The sequence below is a fragment of the Novosphingobium resinovorum genome, from assembly GCF_001742225.1.
GTDB classification, from domain to species: Bacteria; Pseudomonadota; Alphaproteobacteria; order Sphingomonadales; family Sphingomonadaceae; genus Novosphingobium; species Novosphingobium resinovorum_A.
Window position 1 is genome coordinate 1,877,394 of sequence record NZ_CP017075.1, and the last position, 18,934, is coordinate 1,896,327.

Below are 18,934 nucleotides of genomic sequence, written 5' to 3' on the forward strand. Positions count from 1 at the left end.
CGCCAGCGGTCCCGGATCAAGTCCGGGACGACGTAACGTTACGCCGCGACCGCCTCGGTCCCGGCAATCGAGGTGCGGTGCATCATGCGCCCGGTCGATTTGTCGTAGGGGATCGCCCGGTGCATCGCGCCGGTGTTGTCCCAGATCACGAAGTCGCCCTTGGTCCACTTGTGGCGCAGCGAGAACGCGGGCTGCGCCGCCCATTCCTGCAGGCGGATCAGCATGGCGCGGCCCGCCGGGACTTCCATGCCGACGATGTGGTCCGCCGTGGTGCCGATGACCATCGACTTGCGCCCCGACTCGTGCGTCCACACCAGCGGATGCTCCTTGATCAGGCCAATGCCGAGCACCTTCTCGCGGTGCTTTTCCGGGATGGCGTCGGCGATCGGCGAGAGGCTCGCGCGCACCGAATGCACCGCTTTCAGCCCCTCGAGCGCCTGCTTCTCCTCTTCGGGAAGGCCCTCGTAAGCGGCATACGTGCTGGCGAACTCGGTCTCGCCGCCCTTGTCGGGCGCGATGCGGCAGGACAGCAGCGTCGCGAAGGGCGGCGGCATGTCCACGGTGATGCCGTCCATGTGCCAGAAGAAAGTGCCCAGCACGTATTCGGGCTGCGGATTGATCTTCTCGTCCAGCGTGACCTGGTAGACGTCCTGGTCGTTGTTCTGCACGTTGTTGCGCGCGGTCAGGCGGATCTTCTCGCCCATCGCCTCGGTGATGGCGAGTTGCTCCTGGTCGGTTAGGTTCGCCTGCGGGAACACCACAACGGTGCGCTCCTCCACCTTGGCGCGAATCGCTGCGGCTGCCTCGGGCGTGAACAAGTCGGCGCGGTCGTCCCAGAGCACGCGCGAACCGATGAATTCCTTGATGTCTTCGAAACGGATAGCCATCTGGCCGTCTCTCCCGGCGTTATGCTGAACATGTGTACAGCACGCCAATACACCCGATCGCGGCGAGCGTAAACGGCACAGATATCGCACAAACGAAAAGGGCCGGGAGGTTTCCCTCCCGGCCCTTCAAGTCCGTTTACGTCAGCGCTGAAATCAGGCGCCGGCGATCTCGGTGGTGTCGATCTTGAGGCCCGGGCCCATCGAGGACGAGAGCGAGATCTTGCGGACGTATTTGCCCTTGGCGCCCGAGGGCTTCGCCTTGACGATGGCGTCCACGAAAGCCGAGAAGTTGGTCTTCAGGTCGGCATCCGAGAACGACATCTTGCCGATGCCGGCGTGGATGATGCCCTGCTTCTCGACGCGGAACTCGATCTGGCCGCCCTTGGCGTCCTTCACGGCCTGCGTCACGTTCGGGGTGACGGTGCCCAGCTTCGGGTTCGGCATCAGGCCCTTGGGGCCCAGCAGCTTGCCGAGACGGCCGACGACGCCCATCATGTCCGGGGTGGCGATGACGCGGTCGTAGTCGAGGTTGCCGGCCTGCATGTCTTCCATGAGGTCTTCGGCGCCAACCTTGTCGGCACCGGCGGCGAGAGCCTCGGCAGCCTTGTCACCCTTGGCGAACACGGCGACGCGAACGGTCTTGCCGGTGCCTGCGGGCAGCGAGACCATGCCGCGGACCATCTGGTCGGCGTGGCGGGGATCGACGCCCAGGTTCATCGCGACTTCGATGGTCTCGTCGAACTTGGTGGCCTTGACGTCACGCAGGGTCTGCAGCGCTTCGTCAACGCCGTAGAGCTTCATGTTGTCGCCGAGCTTGGCTGCGAGAGCCTTCTGGTTCTTGGTCTGCTTCATGGGCTCAGCCCTCCACCACTTCGAGGCCCATCGCGCGAGCGGAACCTTCGATGATCTTCGTTGCGGCCTCGATGTCGTTGGCATTGAGGTCGGCCATCTTGACCTGGGCGATCTCGGACAGCTTCGAACGCGCGATCTTACCGGCGGAAATCTTGCCCGGCTCCTTCGAGCCCGACTTCAGACCGGCGGCCTTCTTGATGAGGAAGGTGGCAGGCGGCGTCTTCGTGACGAAGGTGAAGCTGCGGTCGGCGTAAACGGTGATGATGGTCGGGATCGGCATGCCGTTCTCGAGTTCCTGCGTGGCGGCATTGAACGCCTTGCAGAATTCCATGATGTTCACGCCGCGCTGACCCAGAGCCGGACCGATCGGCGGCGACGGGTTGGCCTTGCCTGCAGGAACCTGCAGCTTGATGTAACCGGTAATCTTCTTGGCCATGGGGCCGCTCCTTTTCACACTGTCGCCCCGGTTTCCCGAGGCTCATGTCTAGCGGTTTTGGCGGGGCGCCGTGTGATCAGCGCCCCTCCCGCAGGGAATCGGGCACGGCAAGGCCATGTCCGAAGGGGGCGCCCCTATAGGAAAAGCGCAGGAAAGGAAAGAGCCCGTTTCAGGCGGCAACCGCGCCTTGCGCCACAACTTTGCGGCGGCGCTGCCATAGCCCGCGAATCGCGCGGCGCGAAGGCACTTCGAGGCGGCGATAGGCCAAGTCGCCAAGCACCAGCACCACGGCTGCGAAGGCCAGCAGCATGGCGCTCGCCGTCAAGCCGCTGGTGGTGCTCTCGATCGTGGGGATGCAGACGAGAAGCAGCGGGAAGTGGACGAGGTAGATCGAATAGCTGCGATCCCCAAGCCACAGCAGCGGACGGCTCGCCAATGCCGGAATGCGCAGCGACAGGCACAGCGCGGCGGGCCATGCGAGCAGGCACAGCGGCAGTAAGGGCGAAAAGCGGCCCATTTCGAGCAGCAGGCCCGTCGCCATGAGCGCGACCAGCACAATAGCGGGAACGCACGCGATCCGCTCCCGGCAGCGCCACAGCACTTGCCCGAGGAAGAAGCCCAAGGGGCCGCGCGGAATGCAGTCGGCGATCCACGGGCCGCCTGCGCTGGCGAAGAATACGAGATAGCCGACCGGCACAAGGATCGCCGCCGCCGTTACCCAGCGCAGCGTCCGCTCGCCGCTGACCGCACCCAGCGCAAACAGGGTGTAGCAGGCCAGCTCGACCGAGATCGACCAGCTCGGCCCGTTGAAGGTGTGGCCCAGCGGCTCGACGAAAGCCTGCATCATGAACAGGTGCGCGAAGAAGGCATACCAGGTGTTCTCCGGCGCGCCGAGGAACAGCACGACGCAGATCGCGAAAGTCAGCAGATGCAGCGGATAGAGCCGGGCGATGCGCGCGACCGCGAAGTCCGCAAGGCCCGCGCGGTCGAGCCGCCGCTCACGCAAATAGACATGGGCGAAGATGAAGCCCGAGATCAGGAAGAACAGATCGACGAAGCTCCAGCCCCAGTCGCGCAGCCAGACGATCGGCGCGGGCGCCTTGGCCATGACCGCCGGGTCCAGTTCCAGCAGCGGGTGGTAGAGGAACGCGACCCCGGCAGCGGCGATGCCCCGCAAGCCGTCGAGCGCCGTAAGCCGCGTGCCGGATTTCGCTGGGACGGGTTCCGTGGTCATGTCTTCACGCAGCTTTCAGAACCGGTGCGCCGGTCGAGTGAGTGTGCATGCGCTCCATCACGATCATGACGAGCGCGCCGGCCGCAAGCCCGGCGGCAAGGCGCCATGGCCAGCCGAGGCCGAATGCCTGCAGCGTCAGAATCGCAGGGGCATGCGCAGCGTAGAGCGGGAACGAAAAGGCGCCTGCCACTTGCGCGAGGCGGCTACCCTGCCCGCGGCGCAGCCCTCCGGCGATCAACAGCGGGCAGATCAGCGCCATGAACGCCAGGTCTGCCCAGCCGCGCGTGGCCGGAAACAGGGTGGCGAGCGCAAGGGCGACGGGCATCGCCGCGAAAGTGAGCGAAGCACTGGGCGCGAAAGGCGGCTGGTCCCGCCACAGCCGATGGAGGACGATGCCCGCGATGTAGGGCACCAGTGCGCGCAGGCCGATCGCCCACCAGACCGCCCGGCCGGGCACGAAATCGAGGCCATGCCCCCAGGCGGTAACCACCAGTGCCGCGAACGACACCGTGCCGAGCAGCGCCAGCCGCGGCGTACCGAGCCGCGCTAGGCCGAGCGCGTGGACGAGGTTGGCGAAAAGCTCCGCGCCGATCGACCACGCCGGGAAGTTGATGAGCAAGGGCAGCGCAAGGCAGACCAGCACGAAAGTCGCGCTCGTGTCCGGCTGGCTCAGCAGCCAGGGAAGCGCGAAAAGGCCGGACAGCAGGATCGTCGGACACAGGCGGCGAACGCGCGCCAGCATGAAGGCGCGCCCGCCGCCCGCCGCGAGCCGCTGCTCGTAGCTGCGCGCCATGACATAGCCGCTGAGCATGAAGAAGAAATCGACCGCGAGATAGGCGCTGGTCGGGTATCCGGGAAAGACGTGCGAGAGGAACACGCACAGCGCGGCGATCCCGCGCAAGCCATCCAGTCCGTCGAGGCGCCCCCTGTGCATGGGGCATCCATGCACCCGGAGTGGTTAATTCGCCGTTTCCCGAAACGCGAAACGCCCCGCACTCGGGCGGGGCGTCTGCGTTATCCTGCACCGGCCACCGAGGGCCATGGTGCTTCGACACGCTCAGCATGAGCGGGACTGAGAGCGCCCCTTACCCCAACACCGCTCATCTGCGAGCGTGTCGAAGGATCCGGGGAGCCCCCCGCCCGCGCCTTACTTGCTGAGTTCGACGTGCTCGAATTCCAGCTCCACCGGGGTGGCGCGGCCGAAGATCGAGACCGCCACCTTGACGCGGCTCTTCTCGAAGTCGAGTTCCTCGACGATGCCGTTGAAGCTCGCGAACGGGCCGTCGAGCACCTTGACCGAATCGCCGATCTCGTAATCGATCGAGACGGTCTTGCGCGGCGCGGCGGCAGCGGCTTCGGCGGCGCCGAAGTAGCGCGAGGCCTCGCTCTCGCTGATCGCCTGCGGCTTGTTGTTGGCACCCAGGAAGCCGGTGACCTTCGGGGTGTTCTTGATGAGGTGGTAGACGTCGTCGTTCAGCGTCAGCTTGGCGAGGACGTAGCCGGGCATCGTCTTGCGCTCGGTCTGGACCTTCTTGCCGCGCTTCACTTCGGTGACGGTTTCCGAAGGAACCTGCACGTCCTCGACGAGCTGCGAAAGACCGATGCGCTCGGCCTCGGTGATGATGGCTTCCTTAACCTTGCTCTCGAAGCCGGAGTAGGCGTGGATGATGTACCAGCGGGCCATGTGTTCTCTCAGTCCTGTATTCTGGCGATCAAAGGGCGTTCAGCAGAGCGCTGACGACCCAGCCGAACAGCGCGTCGATGCCCAGGAAGAACACCGCCAGCAGCACCGTCATCAGGCCGACGAAGATCGCGGTCGTGACCGTCTCCTGGCGCGAAGGCCAGTGGATCTTGCGCGTTTCCGCCTGAACCTGGCGCATGAATTCGCCGGGGGTGATCTTGGCCATCTTAACGTCGCTCTCTTAGCTATGCCGCTTTGGTCACGGAAAATTCTGCGATTCTTCCGCCTAGGGGCCATCGCCACCCCGGCCGAGGCCGGGAGGGGCTGATGAAGTCCGCCTGTCGGGAGGAAACGGGGATTTAGCTTCCACTGTCCGGATTTGCAAGGTCCACCGAGTCCGGCAGGCGTGCAAGGAACGAGTTGGGCGTCGCGAAGACGATCCGCGCCCCGTCCGGGATCGCCACCGGCGCCTTCGTGCCGATGTACCAGAGGTAGTCGGCATGGCGCGCGGGCTTGAACTTGCGCAAGTCGATCCGCTGGCTGTCGCTGTAGAGAATACGCTGGGTCGGGTCGTTGAAACGGTAGCGCGTCTCTCGCATGGAAAGCATGTGGACGTCGGGCAACGCGAAGTTGGAATTCTCCATCGAACTGCGGCGAACCACGGCGTAACTGCCGAAGTGCTCGAACGGGCCGAAGAACCACTGGCGGCGCGGAATCGCGATCGCCGTCGCCACGCGCGAGCCTTCGGGAACGTAATCGAGCGCGGTGACGAGCTGGCGCGCGGTCTGCGCATCCTCATACCAGACCACCGTGGTGACGGCGATGCGCGCGGTGAACAGCAGCCCCGCCAGCGCGAGGCCCCAGCGCGGCACCGGCCAGTCGATCGCGAGGCACGCGACCAGCAGCGCGGCGGTGCTCAGGCGATAGTCGGCATAGTCGCCGCCGAAGATCTGGCGCGGCACCACCAGCGTCAGGATCAGCAGGATCAACGCCGCCCAGCCGACGCGCCCGTCGAAGCGGCGGATCGCCAGCGCCGCCACGATCACCGCCACCACCACGCACAGGCTGGCGATGTCGAAGGTCATGTCGTAGCTGCGCATCGCGCGGTAGAGGATCTGCCACTTGTATTCGAGCACGCCGAAGCGCCCGTAGGACACCTTGGAGTTCGAACCCACGCCAAGCAGCATCGGCAGCAGCGGGAAGATCAGCGGCCAGGGCCTGAGGAACGGCCGCCAGTCGCGCCAGCTTGCACGCTTCGACCATTCATAGCCGAAGATCAGCACGCCCATCACGCCCCAGCCCGAGACGTGACACAGCCACACCACGAAGCTGGCCGGGATCATCACCGCCCAGCGCCAGCGCCAGTTCTCCAGCCGCACCCAGCCCGCCAGCACGAACAGCGCGAAGGCAATCGACAGCGAATAGTTGAGGAAGCCCATCAGGAACGAGGGCGACCAGATCATCGCGAAGGCCAGGATCGCGCCAACACCGATGCGCTTCCTGAGACTCCATTCCACCGCCATGATCGCCATGCCGGTCAGGAACGGAATGGCCGCGACGATGAAGCGGCCCGCAGCTTCCAGCCCCATGATCTTCGTCAGCGGCACCATCAGCAGTTCGGCGCCGAGGTTGCCGGTCCATTCCCACTTGAACAGGAAATAGCGCGTCAGGAACGGGTCGTGCCCGTGATCGAGCATGACCTTGAACCCGGCGAGGTGCGAGGGATAGTCGGTCATCTGCGGCGCCCAGGCGACGATCGCGGGGAGCATCGCCAGCAGCGACAGGACGATGCCCATCCACAAGGCTTCGTGGCGCGTACGCTTGTAAGTGTCGGTGCCGGAGTTGGAGGTGGCCGCTTCGGCCTCCACGGCGTCAGGATGCGCGCTGGCGTGCATGTACGACTGTGTCTTCCCGCTAGTAGCCCGAATCGGCGAACGGGCTCTCGTAAAGCAACTTGGCCCGCAATTGAACGTCGTGACCCGACGATGGTGCTTCGACAAGCTCAGCATGAGCGGAATGAAGAAGCCGTCTTCCCGTTTCCGCTCATGCTGAGCTTGTCGAAGCACCATCGTGCAAGGCACACTTCGGCGCCCCGCATCCGGATCTCCCCGAAGGGAAGATTATCGCGATCTTGGGAAGATGCTGGCAGGAGTGGAGGGACTCGAACCCACGGCCCTCGGTTTTGGAGACCGATGCTCTACCAACTGAGCTACACTCCTGCGGGCTCGGGGGCCTCTAATGAAGGACTTGCGCGATGGCAAGCGGCGATTGTGGACCGGCGGAGCGAATATGTCGATTCGCGCTCGTTATCCCCATCTGCTAGGACGCTTTCGTGCACGCGCCCCGCTCAAATCCGATCATCGAGCCCGAACTCCTGATGCTCGCCTATCGCAGCGGGATATTTCCCATGTCCGACGCGCGCGACGATCCGGAGATCTTCTGGATCGAGCCGCGCCTGCGCGCGATCCTGCCGCTCGATGGGCTTCGCGTATCCTCATCGCTCGCGCGCACCCTCAAGCGCGGGAAGTTCGAGGTCACCTGCAACCGCGCCTTCTCGCAAGTCATGGACGAATGCGCAGCGCCGAGACAGGCGCGCGACGGGGATGCCAATGATGACGGGGGAGACAGCTGGATCAGCCACCGCATCCAGGCCAGCTACGAGAACCTGCATTTCCTCGGCCACGCACATTCGATCGAGGTCTGGCGCGATGGCGAACTGGTCGGCGGGCTCTACGGCGTCGGCTTCGACCGTGTGTTCTGCGGCGAATCGATGTTCTCGCGCGTCAGCGATTCGTCGAAGGTAGCGCTGTGCTGGCTGGTGGCGGCGCTGCGACGGGGCGGCATCACCCTGCTCGACTGCCAGTTCATGACCTCGCACCTCGCCTCGCTGGGCGCGGTGGAGATGCCGCAGAAAAAATATTTGTCGCTGCTGCAGGCAGCCCAGTCGGGCTATTGCTCGACAGCGGGTTCCTCGACCGGCTCGGGATCGGCCGCCGTCGGAGAAGCGCTCGGCGACGCGGCAGGGGCCGGAGTGCTCTCACTGCCCGAGGCGTTCGAAGCCCTGCTCGGCGACGCGTCGTCCTGCGGACTGGCTTCTTCGCCCGGGAAGCTCATCGCGCAGCTCTTGACCCAGACGTCGTAGACCGGGTGCTCGACCACGTTGGCGCCGGGGTTGTTCTTGAACAGCCAGCCGGAGAACACCTTGTTCCACGCCAGCTTTTCCTCGGTCGTGCGGCGCTGTTCGACGAAGACCTGGACGAAGGCGCCCTCTTCCTGCGGCTTTTCCCAGGGCAGCGTCTTCTCGCAGGTGGCGACCTTCACGACGAGATTGCCGAGGCGGCGCGATTCGCCCGGCTTCATCACCAGGTCCTGCGTCAGGTTGTTGCGCTTGTTGAGGACGCCCAGCGTGACCACGCGGTCCTTGTTGGGCGTGCCGATCTGCTGGCCTTTCGCGGCCTGTGCAGGCCCGGCCTGCATTCCGGCGATGGCATCCGGGACGCTGGTGTCCTGCGCCTCGGGCGCAGGCTCACCACCGCAGGCCGTCAGGACCGACAGCAACGAGAGTGCTGTCAAAGCCCTCCAGCGAATCACGCGTGAGCCCTCAGGCTTCCGGCGACCAGGCTTCGTAGTCGCCGGTGGCGGCAGCGCGGCGGCCGCCACGCTCCAGCGCGCCCTGCGGGCGATACGCGGTCGCGGTGCCGGTGGCGTTGGGGGTGTAGTCCACTTCCCAGATGCGCGGCGCGGGCAGATGGCTTTCGGGCACGCCATCGTACGAGTGGTGCAGCCAGCCGTGCCATTCGGCGGGGACGTTGCTGGCGTCGTTGGCGCCGGCGTAGATCACCCAGCGGCGATCCCAACCCTCGGTGGTCTTCACCTTCGCGTTCTTGGAACGATAGTACTTGTTCCCCTGCGCGTCGGTGCCGACATGCTCGCCATTGCGCGAGCTCCAGAGCGAGGTGCCGATGGTGGCGCCGTCCCACCAGGTGAAGATCTTGGACAGGATTCCCATGTGCCGCGCACTAGCCCCGAAGCGCCCCCCAACGCAAGCGCGAAGAGGCACCTTCGGGTGCTACAAATGCATCCCGCCGCTCGCCTCGATCACCTGACCCGTCACCCATGCGCCGTCCGGGCCGCACAGGAAGCCGATCACCCGCGCGACGTCGCCCGGCTGCCCCACCCGCCCGAGCGCCGCGACCGAGGCGAGATAGTCCACCGTCGCCGGATCGTTGAACAGCGCGGGCGCGAAATCCGTGATCGTCGCGCCCGGCGCCACCGCGTTGACGGTGATACCGCGCGCGCCCAGCTCCTGCGCCAGCGAGCGGGTGAAATGCTCCACTGCCGCCTTGCTCATGGCATAGGCGACGCACGAGGCATAAGCCGCACGCGCCACCATGGACGAAAGGTTCACGATCCGCCCACCGTCCCGCAGCCGGGACAGCGCCGCCTGCGTGACGAAGAACGGCCCCTTGGCGTTCACCCGCATCATCGCGTCGTAGAGCGCCTCGTCCGTCTCGGCGATCGTCGCCATCTCGCCGATGCCCGCGTTGTTGACGAGGATGTCGAGGCCGTCCGCCTCTTTATCGAAGGCCGCGAACATCGCCGCGATGGCCTCGGCCGAACCGACGTCGGCCTGCAGGGCGAAGGCGTCGCCCCCGGCATCGCGGATCGCCGAGACGACCTCTTCGGCAGCGGCCGCATTGTTGTTGTAGTTGATGCAGACCCGCGCGCCGTCCGCCGCGAGCCTCAGCGCCACCTCCCGGCCGATCCCGCGCGAACCGCCGGTCACCAGCGCCGTCTTTCCCGTCAGCGAACCCATCCGTCTCTCCCGTGTCGTTCGGGAGGGAAGCTAGGGCAGACGGGACGCGGGCGGCACCTCGCCTATTGGGCAGCACCCTGCCGTGGGGACTTCGACAGGCTCAGTCTGAGCGGATTTGAAAGGCCAGTCTTAAAAGGCTGCTGTTCAACGATCGTTACACGAACCCCGCTCACCCTGAGCTTGTCGAAGGGTCACGCGCAGCCTCGCCGCGAAGAGGGCGGTTCACTGCCAGCGGTCCCGGAGCAAGTCCGGGATGACGCCCGCTTACCAGCTGACCCTTTACCAGCTGACCTTGTCGCCCGCCTTGATGCCGAGCTGCGCCGCGCGGCCGCCGTTCAGTTCCAGCACGCCCGCAGCGATGCCATCCGAAGGCAGCGGCGTCTCATCATAAGGCACCGCATTCGCCGCGATGTTGAGGATGCGGTGGTCGGTGCCGATGAAGATGATGTCGAGCGGAATCACCGTATTGCGCATCCAGAAAGCGGAGCGGCGCGGCGGCTTGTTCGGGAAGATCATGCCCTCGTCCGCGCCCATCTCGGAGCGGAACATCAACCCGTGCTCCTGCTCCTTGAACGTCGAGGCGACCTCCACCCGGAACGCGTGGGTGCCGTTCGCCGACTTCACCTTGAGGTCCTTGACCGGCAGCCCGGAAATCGGATGCACCGCAGCTTGTGCCTGTGACGCCTTGGCCGTGGCCTCCTGCCCCCCTTGCGAGCACGCGGCGAAGGCCAGCAGCAGCGAAACGGCAAGCGTGGAGCGGGTAAGGCGCATTCAATAGTCTCCGAATTCCGACTCGCACCATTCCTCGAGCGCGTCGGCGTCCTCGCTCTCGACGATCCGGCGCGCGATGTCGAGCGGGTGCCCGGCGCGCAGCATCGCGGCGAGTTGCCGATCTTGCACCTTGGGGTCTTCCGCAACCTGAACGGCGAAAGGACCGAATCGGCGCCGCCGCGCAAGCACCAGCGCCGCGCGGCGCTGCTCGGCAATGCCGGGCCGCGCCTCGGCGCGCAGGGTTTCGTCCACGCCTGCCTGCCCCAGCGCCTCGCCCACCCGGCGCGCGCCATAGCCACGCCGCAGCAGGCTGCCCGCCTTCATCCGCGCCCACGAGGCATCGTCGACGTAGCCCTTCTGTGCATAGCGCTCGACCAGCGCCTCCACATCGGGGCCCCCTCCTTCCGACTGGGCCTCTTCCGACCAGCCCCGCTCCCTCAGTTTGCGCTGCAGATAACCGCGCAACTTGGCTTGCGTCGTGGCGAAACGCGCGACATAGGCCAGCGCCAGTTCCTCCAGACGGGATGGGTCGAGTGGGTGTGGTCCACGCTGTGGATTGCGACGCTTGTCCGACATGCTGCCCTATTCGTGCCACAGTCGGCTTGGATTGGGGAGAGTGCGTGAGACCGTACTGGGACGCAACACAGCTACCTCCGGTTCAGATTGGACCGGATAGAAGCGCCGGTCTCGCGAGAGTAACGGTATAACTACAACGGGTTAGATCATATGGCCGACACCATCGAACTGGTGCCGAATACGGGGCAGGCACTTATCTCCACCCCCAACGAGGATGCGCTGCCGCGCATTTTCGCCGATTTCGCCACCTTCGGCGACGCCCTGGACTATGCCGCCACAGGCAAACGCGGGTTCAATTTCCACGATCCGCGCGGCACGCTCACGCGCGTCTACCCCTTCTCGGAGCTGCGTGAAGACGCGCTCAAGGTCGCTTATGCGCTGATCGCGCGCGGCGTGAAGAAGGACGATCGCATCGCCCTCATCGCCGAAACCGGCGTGGACTTCGCGGCGCTGTTCTGCGGCGCGGTCTACGCGGGCGCCTGGCCGGTGCCGCTGCCGCTGCCCACCAGCTTCGGCGGCAAGGACAACTACATCGACCAGCTGGCCGTGCAGCTCTCCAGCTCCGACCCGATCCTGCTGATCGGTCCGGACGAGATCGCCACGATGACCGCCGCTGCGGCCGAGCGTCAGGGCTGTGCCCATGCCACCTGGGCCGATTTCGCTGCGAAAGATGCGCCCGAAGTCGCGCTGCCCAAGGCCGATCCGGACGATATCTGCTACCTGCAGTATTCCTCGGGCTCCACCCGCTTCCCGCACGGCGTCGCGGTGACTCACCGCTCGCTGTTGTCGAACCTTGCCAGCCACGCGCACGGCATGCAGTTCCAGGACAGCGACCGCTGCATCTCGTGGCTGCCGTGGTATCACGACATGGGCCTCGTCGGCTGCTTCCTGTCGCTGATCGCCAACCAGGTCTCCGCCGATTACCTCAAGACCGAGGATTTCGCGCGTCGCCCGCTGGCATGGCTGGACCTCATCACCCGCAACAAGGGCACTTCGGCGTCCTATTCGCCGACGTTCGGCTACGACATCTGCGCACGTCGCATCTCCAGCCAGAGCCCGGTCAGCGATCGCTTCGACCTGTCGCGCTGGCGCATCGCCGGTAACGGCGCGGACATGATCCGCCCAGACGTGATGCAGAGCTTCGTCAACGCCTTCGCCGATGCGGGCTTCAAGGCATCCGCGTTCCTGCCCAGCTACGGCCTGGCCGAAGCGACGCTGGCGGTCACCGTCATGCCGCCGGGCGAAGGCATCCGCGTCGAACTGGTCGAGGAGGAGCGCCTCTCGGGCGCGCCGCGCGATCTCAACCGCCCGGCCCGCTACCGCGCCATCGTCAACTGCGGCAAGGCCGTGCGCGACATGGAAGTGGTGATCCGCGGCGAAAACGGCGACACGCTGGGCGACCACAAGATCGGCAAGGTCTGGTGCCGCGGCACGTCGGTGATGCATTCCTACTTCCGCGACCCCGAGGCGACCGCCGCGTGCCTCGTCGACGGATGGCTGGACACCGGCGACATGGGCTACATGACGGACGGCTACCTGTTCATCGTCGGCCGCGCCAAGGACATGATCATCATCAACGGCAAGAACCACTGGCCGCAGGACATCGAGTGGGCCGTGGAGCAGCTTCCCGGCTTCAACCACGGCGACATCGCGGCGTTCTCTGTGGAGACGGACAACGGCGAGGAAGCCCCCGCCGTGCTCGTCCACTGCCGCGTCTCCGATCCGGTCAAGCGCGTCGAACTGCGCGACCTGATCCGTGACAAGGTGCGCTCGATCACCGGCATGAACTGCGTGGTCGAACTGGTGCCGCCCAAGAGCCTGCCGCGCACCAGCTCGGGCAAGCTCAGCCGCGCAAAGGCCAAGAAGCTGTACCTTTCGGGCGAGATCGAGCCGTTCAAGCTGGCGGCCTGATCGTTCCGGTACAATGGAACAGAAGGCGGGGCGTCGGAAGGCGCCCCGTTTTTTTATTGTCTGCGTTCAGGGGAGGACTCAGCCTCTGCCTGATCCCATTTCGGCATCGGCGGCAGCGCCAGCAGCAGCGCGCCGCCCAGTACGCAGCCGACCGCACCCGCCCAGAGGAACGGCTCGTACCCGCCCGAGGTATCGTAGACCTTCCCTGCGATCCACGGGCCAAGCCCGGAAGCCAGCGCCACCAGCGCCGACATGACGCCGTAGATCATCCCGAAATTGCGCATCCCCGCATATCCGGCGGTCAGGAACGCGGTGATCTGCGTCTTGGAGCCCGCCGCATAGCCGTTGATGACGAGCGCCGCGATCAGCGCGGGCATCGAATCGAGGAAGCGGATCAGCACCACGAACGTCACCGCCGTCACCCCCATCGTCAGGCTGCCGGTCCAGTTCGGCCTGAACCGGTCGAGCAGCGCCCCGGTCACCAGCTTGCCGACGATCCCGGCGATGCCGCCCAGCGACAGCAGCCACGCCGCCTCGCTGCGCGCAACGCCCGCTTCGGTGAGGATCGGAAAAAGGTGGATGCCCAGCCCGATGGTCATCGCCATCACCACGAAGGACGACACCGCCACCTGAAGCAAGGCCCGGCTTCGCAGTGCCTCACGCTTGTGCAGGCCCGGCAGCACGGCGCGCGCGGCCCCGTCCGCTTTCGGCCGCCGATCGTGGGCATCGCGTAGGAACAGCCAGCATACCAGCAGCGTCACCCCGCCCCAGCCGAGCCCGAACCACACATAGGCGGCGCGCCAGCCGAAACTCTCGATCAGGAAGTTGCCGAGCGGCGGCACCAGCGTCTGCGCGATGGCCGGGCCGGTCACGGCAAGGCCGAGCGCAAGGCCCCTGCCCTTGTCGAACGTTCCTGCTACCGCCGTCGTCCAGATCGTCGACTTGATGGACGTCAGGATCAGCCCGAAGGCGATCCACATCACCACCCACTGCAGCTTCGATCCGCTCGCGAAGGCGAACATGCAGGTTCCCGCCATCGTCACGACGACCCCCGGCAGTCCCAGCCGCCGCGAGCCGAAGCGGTCGATCAGTGCACCGTAGAACGGCGACAGGAGCGCCGTCACTGCGGTCGCGATCGCCGGTCCCATCGACAGCGTCGCTCGGTCCCACCCGAAAGCCCGTTCCAGCGGCTCGATGAACAGCCCGGTCGCCGAGATCAGCACCGAGAAGAACGAGAACCCCGCCATCGCCGCGGCGACCACCGGCCAGCCGCGCTTCCATTCCTGTAGTGCCCTGCCGTCGCCCATGATTGTCTCTCCCGCCGGAGAGACTAGGGCAAAGCGCGTGAACTCCAATCGCGGCGGCGATAGCGTTTCAGAGTCTGTTTGGAAAATGCCCAAGAGGGCATTTTCTTAGCGGCACCGGCCCACGCCTCCAACCGGCCTCCCATCAAGTATACTTCCGTGGGAGGCCGGTTGGAGGCGTGGGCCGGTGCCGCGAAATTCGCCTGCGGCGAATTTCCAAACGGATTCTCAGCTCGACTTTGTACGTTTTTGGTCAGGTCCAGGTCCAGAAGATGCTGTTTTCAGCAACGTGGTCGAGTGCTTGATCGAGGGGCAAGACGCATCCGCCCATATCATCGATATTTTCCCATTTTCGCTGGTGTGACCAGTAGCCGAGCCTGACTTCGTCACGCGTGCCGACAGGCTTGAGGCGGGCGATCGGTGCCTCGGTTGCCAGCAGATAGAGATGGTAAGCGCCTTTGTTCTCATACCATCCGACGCCGCCGCCGTTGGCCGCGTCGAACGTTTCGATGCGCAGAATGATTTCCTCGTCTTTCATGGTGCATCCATTGCCGCCGTCAGGTCACAGCATATCCGAGTCACCTCACCGCATGGCAACAGCCTAAGCGTTGCAACGTGCTTCAGTCAGGACTCGAAGCATGGGATGTTGGACCAGAACAAGGCCGTGATCGGCGATCCCGTCCCCCAGATCCTGCGCCAATGGCTGCAGGCATGGCGTCCCTGCTTTACGGCTCCCAGTTGGGAGCATGTACTTGTTCTTGTGATGGGGGGCGTGCTGGCCACGGGCAAACGGACCGTCACGTCTTGCCTGCGCGTGACCGGCCGGGGCGATGCTGCCAACTTTGCAACCTATCACCAGATCCTCAACCGCGCCCGCTGGAGCTCCCGTGCCGTTGCCAGGCGTTTACTGGGCATTGTGGTCGAACGGCTCGTGCCCGATGGTCCTGTGGTCATCGGTATGGACGACACCATTGAGCGGCGATGGGGGCGCCGGATCACCGCACGGGGTATCTACCGCGACCCGGTCCGCTCCAGTCACGGCCATTTCGTCAAAGCTAGCGGACTGCGCTGGCTCAGTTTTATGGTGCTCACCCCGGTGTCATGGACCCGCCTGATCAAAGCGCTGCCAGTCTTGACGTTGCTCGCTCCTTCGGAACGATCGAACCGTCAACGCGGCTGTCGTCATAAATTGCTGACGGACTGGGCGCGGCAGGGCGCGCTACAGCTGTCTCGCTGGCTGCCGGGTCGGCGGATCATCTTCATTGGCGACAGCAGCTTTGCTGTCCACGAACTGGCACATGCAATTGTCCGCCGGGCCACACTCATCAGCCGACTGCGGCTCGATGCCAACTTGTTTGCACAGCCTGCGGGGCGAACGGCACGCACGATGGGGCGCCCCGCACAGAAAGGGCGAGCATTACCAAAACTCAAGACCCTGCTCGCCAACCCGGCGACACGCTGGACCAGCATTCTCGTCTCTGCCTGGTATGGCCATGCGGGCGGCAAGACGCTCGAGATCACATCTGACATCGCCCTATGGTACAGGCCCGGCACCCCGGTCTTGCCGGTCCGCTGGGTCCTGGTTCGCGATCCTGACGGAAAGCGCGACCCGCAGGCCTTCTTCAGTACCGACATCACCCTCGAGCCCGCCGAGATGATCGCCCTCTACGTCCGCCGATGGCAGATCGAGGTCACCTTTGCAGAAACCCGCGCTCACCTTGGTGTCGAAACACAGCGCCAGTGGACCGACAAAGCCATAGCGCGAACCACGCCGGCGCTGCTGGGTCTCTACAGCCTAATATCGCTATGGGCCTGCGATCTGTTGACCATTAAAAGCACCCCTTATTCCGCCGCCTGGTATCGAAAAACCAACCTGACATTCAGTGACGCCATCGGAGCTGTCCGTCTCCAACTCTGGGTCGGCGACATTAATCAACACTCCCCGCCGCACCCAGAACCGAACTATATTCCCACAACCCGCCTAAAACGTATGGCTCAGGCACTATGCTTCGCTACCTGATCGTACAAAGTCGAGCTCAGATGTGGCGATGAAGTTCCAGATAGTCGCTGGGAATGCGCAGCGCGTCGGCCGCCACCTGCGTTTCGCGCAGGAAAAGCACGAGCGCGACGAGCAGCAGCACGATCGCCGCAAGGAAGGTCACCGCCGCCGCCGCATGCCAGTCCATCCCGCCAAGGCCGGACAGGAACAGCACCGCCACCGTCACGCCGATCGCCAGCGCCGAGAGCACCATGAAGCGCACCGCCTGGGTGATCAGCGTCATGCGCCGGTTCACCAGCCGCAATTCGCTGACGACGATGTCGTGCTCCATGCCCTGCGTGGTGCCGTGCCGCTCCTGCAGGAGCCGCGCGCGATCGACCACGCGCCCGAGCCGCGTCGAGAGGATGTTGAGGATATTGCCGATGGCCACGAGCACGAACACCGGCGTCAGTGCCAACTGGATGGTCTGGACGATCATGTTCCCCTTCATGCACCGTCAGGACGCGATTTTACAGGGCCTCGTCAGCAGGCAAACGCCGTTTTCCGCAAATCGCACGTCGGCGAGGCTCATCGCCAGCGCACAGCTGCCGGGCGCGATGGACTCGCCGGCGACTTCGACCGCGCCCTCGCGCGGGATCACCAGCAGTGCATCGGGATAGCGCATTGCGATCTCCTGCGACGGCACGCCCGCGACCTGGTCCAGCACGAAGAGCGGGCCATCGACCAGCACCTGCGAACCGTCCAGCGGCACGTGCTTGAACCATTGTTCACGCGAGTACGGCTCGCCGTGCGATACCGCCATCCCGTCCTCCAGATGCAGCTCGCGCGGGCGGCCGTAGTCGTAGAGGCGATAGGTAATGTCGCTGTTCTGCTGCACCTCGATCAGGCTGACGCCCGCGCCGATGGCATGGACGGTGTTGGCCGGGATATAGAAGAAATCGCCCGGCGCGACCTCGTGCCAGGTCATCAGGTGTTCGATCGACCCGTCGAGCGCGGCGGCGCGCATCGCGTCCTCGCCGATCTCCCGGTCGAAGCCGATGCCCAGCTTGCCGCCCGGCTCGGCAGCGACGATCAGCCAGCATTCCTCCTTGCCCTGCCGCCCGATGCCCTTGGCCAGCGTCTGCGCGTCCGAAGGGTGGACCTGCACCGACAGCGCCTCGCTGGCGAAGATGTACTTGACCAGAAGCTCGGGCAGAGCGGCGGGCGGCTCGAACCAGATTTCGCCGATGCGCTGGCCCTCGGGCGCCTCGAACGGCGCAGGCAGGACGTCCAGGCCCCAGGGCTTCTCGACCTGTCGGATCGGCAGCGAGGAGGAAGCGCGGGCGTTGGTCATCGGCGAATACTCACTGATTCCTGGCGCCGGAAAGATTGCCCACCTTCTGCACGCCGGCAACCGTAGTGATCATGATGTCATCGCCATCGACGACGACGATCACGTCCTCCAGCCCGATCACAGAGACGCGCGGGCCGTCGCTGTCGACCAGCACGCCGCGGCAGTCGACCATCTCGACCGTGCCCGAACCGCGCACCGAATTGCCGTGCTCATCGCTTTCCAGCGCCTCGTGCAGCGCCTGCCAGTTGCCGATGTCCGACCAGTCCATGTCGGCGGGCACCATCGCCGCGCGGGTGGTGTTCTCCATCACCGCGTAGTCGACCGAGACGCTGGGCACTTCGGCAAAGGTCGCCGCATCGGGATGGAAGCGCTGGCCGTCCTCGGCGCCCTTCGCCACCGCATCCGCGACGCTGGTGGCGACGTCCGGGCGGTGCGCGGTCAGTTCGGCGAGGAAGTCCTTCACCCGGAACGCGAAGATTCCGCCGTTCCAGGCGTAGATCCCTTCGGCAAGGAACGCCTTGGCGCGCTCCAGATCCGGCTTCTCGACGAACTGCGCGGTGCGGAAACCGCCGTGCTCGGGAATTGCCTCGCCGCGCTTGAGGTAGCCGAAGCCGGTTTCGGGCGCCGTCGCCTCGATGCCGAAGGACACCAGCCAGCCCTGCTGCGCCAACCCCGCCGCAGCGGCTGCGGCGACCGCGAAAGCCTCGGTATTGCCGATGTGGTGATCGCTCGGACAGACCAGCATCACCGCGTCCTCGGGCAGGCGGCAGGCGGCGAGCGCAATGGCGGCGGCGGTGTTGCGCGCCGAAGGCTCGACGATGACCTGCGCCCCCTCGACCACGCCGAGTTGCGCCTCGACGTGGGCGAGGTGCTTGTGGCCGGTCACCACGACCGGGGCCGCGAAGCCTCCCGAGCCGGGACAACGGGCCAGCGCCGCTTCGAACAGGGTGCTGTCGCCGACCAGCGGCAGGAACGGCTTGGGCATCGCGGCCCGGCTGCGCGGCCACAGGCGCGTGCCGCTGCCTCCGCAGAGAATGACGGGAACAAGGATCGACATAGGGTAAAGTTTCGCTCGTCCGCTGACGGATACCAGTTCGATGGTCATAGCCGCCCAATGCTGCAATGCAACGTCGC

20 protein-coding genes, 1 tRNA gene and 1 pseudogene are annotated in these 18,934 nt (G+C 65.5%); 3 read left to right on the forward strand and 19 right to left on the reverse strand.

Annotated elements, in window-relative coordinates:
* Positions 1 to 38: 38 nt before the first annotated feature.
* The 9 genes from BES08_RS08710 to BES08_RS08750 all read right to left on the reverse strand — a co-directional run bounded on the left by BES08_RS08710 (position 39) and on the right by BES08_RS08750 (position 7,309).
* Entirely contained in the window at positions 39 to 887 is an 849-nt protein-coding gene (locus BES08_RS08710) for a TauD/TfdA dioxygenase family protein (protein WP_008830814.1), read from the reverse strand.
* Positions 888 to 1,040: 153 nt separating this feature from the next.
* Positions 1,041 to 1,739 (reverse strand): 50S ribosomal protein L1, encoded by a 699-nt coding sequence (gene rplA / locus BES08_RS08715; RefSeq protein ID WP_008830815.1) that lies wholly within the window; start codon positions 1,737 to 1,739, stop codon positions 1,041 to 1,043.
* A gap of 4 nt (positions 1,740 to 1,743) precedes the next feature.
* A complete protein-coding gene (rplK, locus tag BES08_RS08720) occupies positions 1,744 to 2,175 on the reverse strand; it encodes a 50S ribosomal protein L11 (protein ID WP_008830816.1) in 432 nt (143 codons plus the stop codon).
* A 169-nt stretch (positions 2,176 to 2,344) separates the two neighbouring features.
* Positions 2,345 to 3,409 (reverse strand): acyltransferase family protein, encoded by a 1,065-nt coding sequence (locus BES08_RS08725; RefSeq protein ID WP_008830817.1) that lies wholly within the window; start codon positions 3,407 to 3,409, stop codon positions 2,345 to 2,347.
* Positions 3,410 to 3,413: 4 nt separating this feature from the next.
* Positions 3,414 to 4,343 carry an acyltransferase family protein gene (locus BES08_RS08730; RefSeq protein WP_069708116.1) on the reverse strand — a complete coding sequence of 310 codons (930 nt, stop codon included), beginning with the start codon at positions 4,341 to 4,343 and terminating at the stop codon, positions 3,414 to 3,416.
* Positions 4,344 to 4,556: 213 nt separating this feature from the next.
* On the reverse strand, positions 4,557 to 5,093 hold the full coding sequence (gene nusG, locus BES08_RS08735; RefSeq protein WP_008830819.1) for a transcription termination/antitermination protein NusG: 537 nt from the start codon (positions 5,091 to 5,093) through the stop codon (positions 4,557 to 4,559).
* Between the two features lie 28 nt (positions 5,094 to 5,121).
* Positions 5,122 to 5,316, reverse strand: a complete 195-nt coding sequence (gene secE / locus BES08_RS08740; RefSeq protein WP_008830820.1) for a preprotein translocase subunit SecE — start codon at positions 5,314 to 5,316, stop codon at positions 5,122 to 5,124.
* 133 nt (positions 5,317 to 5,449) lie between these two features.
* Positions 5,450 to 6,985 (reverse strand): hypothetical protein, encoded by a 1,536-nt coding sequence (locus BES08_RS08745; RefSeq protein ID WP_008830821.1) that lies wholly within the window; start codon positions 6,983 to 6,985, stop codon positions 5,450 to 5,452.
* A gap of 248 nt (positions 6,986 to 7,233) precedes the next feature.
* Positions 7,234 to 7,309: transfer RNA gene (locus BES08_RS08750), tRNA-Trp, on the reverse strand.
* Between the two features lie 113 nt (positions 7,310 to 7,422).
* Between BES08_RS08750 and aat the strand changes: the two genes are divergently transcribed.
* Entirely contained in the window at positions 7,423 to 8,232 is an 810-nt protein-coding gene (aat, locus tag BES08_RS08755) for a leucyl/phenylalanyl-tRNA--protein transferase (protein ID WP_197524441.1), read from the forward strand.
* Positions 8,233 to 8,267: 35 nt separating this feature from the next.
* On the opposite strand, the pseudogene BES08_RS34620 reads toward aat, so the two are convergent.
* The 5 genes and pseudogenes from BES08_RS34620 to BES08_RS08780 form a co-directional block, all read right to left on the reverse strand.
* Positions 8,268 to 8,567, reverse strand: a pseudogene (locus tag BES08_RS34620) (DUF2155 domain-containing protein); the annotation flags it as partial.
* A gap of 124 nt (positions 8,568 to 8,691) precedes the next feature.
* Positions 8,692 to 9,099, reverse strand: a complete 408-nt coding sequence (locus tag BES08_RS08765; protein WP_008830824.1) for an NADH:ubiquinone oxidoreductase subunit NDUFA12 — start codon at positions 9,097 to 9,099, stop codon at positions 8,692 to 8,694.
* A 60-nt stretch (positions 9,100 to 9,159) separates the two neighbouring features.
* Positions 9,160 to 9,906, reverse strand: coding sequence for an SDR family oxidoreductase (locus BES08_RS08770; protein WP_069708118.1), 747 nt, complete (start codon positions 9,904 to 9,906; stop codon positions 9,160 to 9,162).
* A 279-nt stretch (positions 9,907 to 10,185) separates the two neighbouring features.
* Positions 10,186 to 10,677, reverse strand: coding sequence for a DUF192 domain-containing protein (locus BES08_RS08775; protein WP_036523565.1), 492 nt, complete (start codon positions 10,675 to 10,677; stop codon positions 10,186 to 10,188).
* Positions 10,678 to 11,253, reverse strand: a complete 576-nt coding sequence (locus BES08_RS08780; RefSeq protein WP_069708119.1) for a regulatory protein RecX — start codon at positions 11,251 to 11,253, stop codon at positions 10,678 to 10,680.
* A 150-nt stretch (positions 11,254 to 11,403) separates the two neighbouring features.
* Between BES08_RS08780 and BES08_RS08785 the strand changes: the two genes are divergently transcribed.
* The gene (locus BES08_RS08785) at positions 11,404 to 13,164 is read left to right on the forward strand and encodes a fatty acyl-AMP ligase (RefSeq protein ID WP_069708120.1); all 1,761 of its coding nucleotides are present in this window, start codon (positions 11,404 to 11,406) and stop codon (positions 13,162 to 13,164) included.
* A 53-nt stretch (positions 13,165 to 13,217) separates the two neighbouring features.
* Here the strand turns inward: BES08_RS08785 and BES08_RS08790 are convergent, their stop codons facing one another.
* Both BES08_RS08790 and BES08_RS08795 read right to left on the reverse strand, forming a co-directional pair.
* The gene (locus BES08_RS08790) at positions 13,218 to 14,471 is read right to left on the reverse strand and encodes an MFS transporter (RefSeq protein ID WP_069708121.1); all 1,254 of its coding nucleotides are present in this window, start codon (positions 14,469 to 14,471) and stop codon (positions 13,218 to 13,220) included.
* A 250-nt stretch (positions 14,472 to 14,721) separates the two neighbouring features.
* A complete protein-coding gene (locus BES08_RS08795) occupies positions 14,722 to 15,006 on the reverse strand; it encodes a hypothetical protein (protein ID WP_036528601.1) in 285 nt (94 codons plus the stop codon).
* A 105-nt stretch (positions 15,007 to 15,111) separates the two neighbouring features.
* On the opposite strand from BES08_RS08795, the gene BES08_RS08800 reads away from it, so the two are divergent.
* The gene (locus BES08_RS08800) at positions 15,112 to 16,488 is read left to right on the forward strand and encodes an IS701 family transposase (RefSeq protein WP_008833256.1); all 1,377 of its coding nucleotides are present in this window, start codon (positions 15,112 to 15,114) and stop codon (positions 16,486 to 16,488) included.
* A gap of 16 nt (positions 16,489 to 16,504) precedes the next feature.
* On the opposite strand, the gene BES08_RS08805 is transcribed toward BES08_RS08800, so the two are convergent.
* Genes BES08_RS08805 through BES08_RS08815 form a run of 3 tightly spaced genes read right to left on the reverse strand, consistent with a single transcriptional unit; the run spans position 16,505 to position 18,857 of the window.
* Positions 16,505 to 16,945 (reverse strand): DUF2721 domain-containing protein, encoded by a 441-nt coding sequence (locus BES08_RS08805; protein ID WP_008831255.1) that lies wholly within the window; start codon positions 16,943 to 16,945, stop codon positions 16,505 to 16,507.
* 18 nt (positions 16,946 to 16,963) lie between these two features.
* Positions 16,964 to 17,800, reverse strand: coding sequence for a class I mannose-6-phosphate isomerase (locus BES08_RS08810; protein ID WP_069708122.1), 837 nt, complete (start codon positions 17,798 to 17,800; stop codon positions 16,964 to 16,966).
* A gap of 10 nt (positions 17,801 to 17,810) precedes the next feature.
* Complete coding sequence (locus tag BES08_RS08815) at positions 17,811 to 18,857, reverse strand: mannose-1-phosphate guanylyltransferase (protein ID WP_069709202.1); 1,047 nt, start codon at positions 18,855 to 18,857, stop codon at positions 17,811 to 17,813.
* Positions 18,858 to 18,934 lie beyond the last annotated feature (77 nt).

Excerpts from the sequence above, each read along its gene's own strand:
- BES08_RS08770 (WP_069708118.1), bottom strand. The coding sequence starts at position 9,906 with ATGGGTTCGCTGACGGGAAAGACGGCGCTGGTGACCGGCGGTTCGCGC.
- BES08_RS08815 (WP_069709202.1), bottom strand. The coding sequence starts at position 18,857 with ATGTCGATCCTTGTTCCCGTCATTCTCTGCGGAGGCAGCGGCACGCGC.
- BES08_RS08710 (WP_008830814.1), bottom strand. The coding sequence starts at position 887 with ATGGCTATCCGTTTCGAAGACATCAAGGAATTCATCGGTTCGCGCGTG.
- BES08_RS08725 (WP_008830817.1), bottom strand. The coding sequence starts at position 3,409 with ATGACCACGGAACCCGTCCCAGCGAAATCCGGCACGCGGCTTACGGCG.
- BES08_RS08790 (WP_069708121.1), bottom strand. The coding sequence starts at position 14,471 with ATGGGCGACGGCAGGGCACTACAGGAATGGAAGCGCGGCTGGCCGGTG.
- BES08_RS08780 (WP_069708119.1), bottom strand. The coding sequence starts at position 11,253 with ATGTCGGACAAGCGTCGCAATCCACAGCGTGGACCACACCCACTCGAC.
- BES08_RS08800 (WP_008833256.1), top strand. The coding sequence starts at position 15,112 with ATGTTGGACCAGAACAAGGCCGTGATCGGCGATCCCGTCCCCCAGATC.
- nusG (WP_008830819.1), bottom strand. The coding sequence starts at position 5,093 with ATGGCCCGCTGGTACATCATCCACGCCTACTCCGGCTTCGAGAGCAAG.
- BES08_RS08730 (WP_069708116.1), bottom strand. The coding sequence starts at position 4,343 with ATGCACAGGGGGCGCCTCGACGGACTGGATGGCTTGCGCGGGATCGCC.
- rplK (WP_008830816.1), bottom strand. The coding sequence starts at position 2,175 with ATGGCCAAGAAGATTACCGGTTACATCAAGCTGCAGGTTCCTGCAGGC.
- BES08_RS08795 (WP_036528601.1), bottom strand. The coding sequence starts at position 15,006 with ATGAAAGACGAGGAAATCATTCTGCGCATCGAAACGTTCGACGCGGCC.
- BES08_RS08775 (WP_036523565.1), bottom strand. The coding sequence starts at position 10,677 with ATGCGCCTTACCCGCTCCACGCTTGCCGTTTCGCTGCTGCTGGCCTTC.
- BES08_RS08805 (WP_008831255.1), bottom strand. The coding sequence starts at position 16,945 with ATGATCGTCCAGACCATCCAGTTGGCACTGACGCCGGTGTTCGTGCTC.
- BES08_RS08745 (WP_008830821.1), bottom strand. The coding sequence starts at position 6,985 with ATGCACGCCAGCGCGCATCCTGACGCCGTGGAGGCCGAAGCGGCCACC.
- BES08_RS08810 (WP_069708122.1), bottom strand. The coding sequence starts at position 17,800 with ATGACCAACGCCCGCGCTTCCTCCTCGCTGCCGATCCGACAGGTCGAG.
- BES08_RS08765 (WP_008830824.1), bottom strand. The coding sequence starts at position 9,099 with ATGGGAATCCTGTCCAAGATCTTCACCTGGTGGGACGGCGCCACCATC.
- BES08_RS08785 (WP_069708120.1), top strand. The coding sequence starts at position 11,404 with ATGGCCGACACCATCGAACTGGTGCCGAATACGGGGCAGGCACTTATC.
- rplA (WP_008830815.1), bottom strand. The coding sequence starts at position 1,739 with ATGAAGCAGACCAAGAACCAGAAGGCTCTCGCAGCCAAGCTCGGCGAC.
- secE (WP_008830820.1), bottom strand. The coding sequence starts at position 5,316 with ATGGCCAAGATCACCCCCGGCGAATTCATGCGCCAGGTTCAGGCGGAA.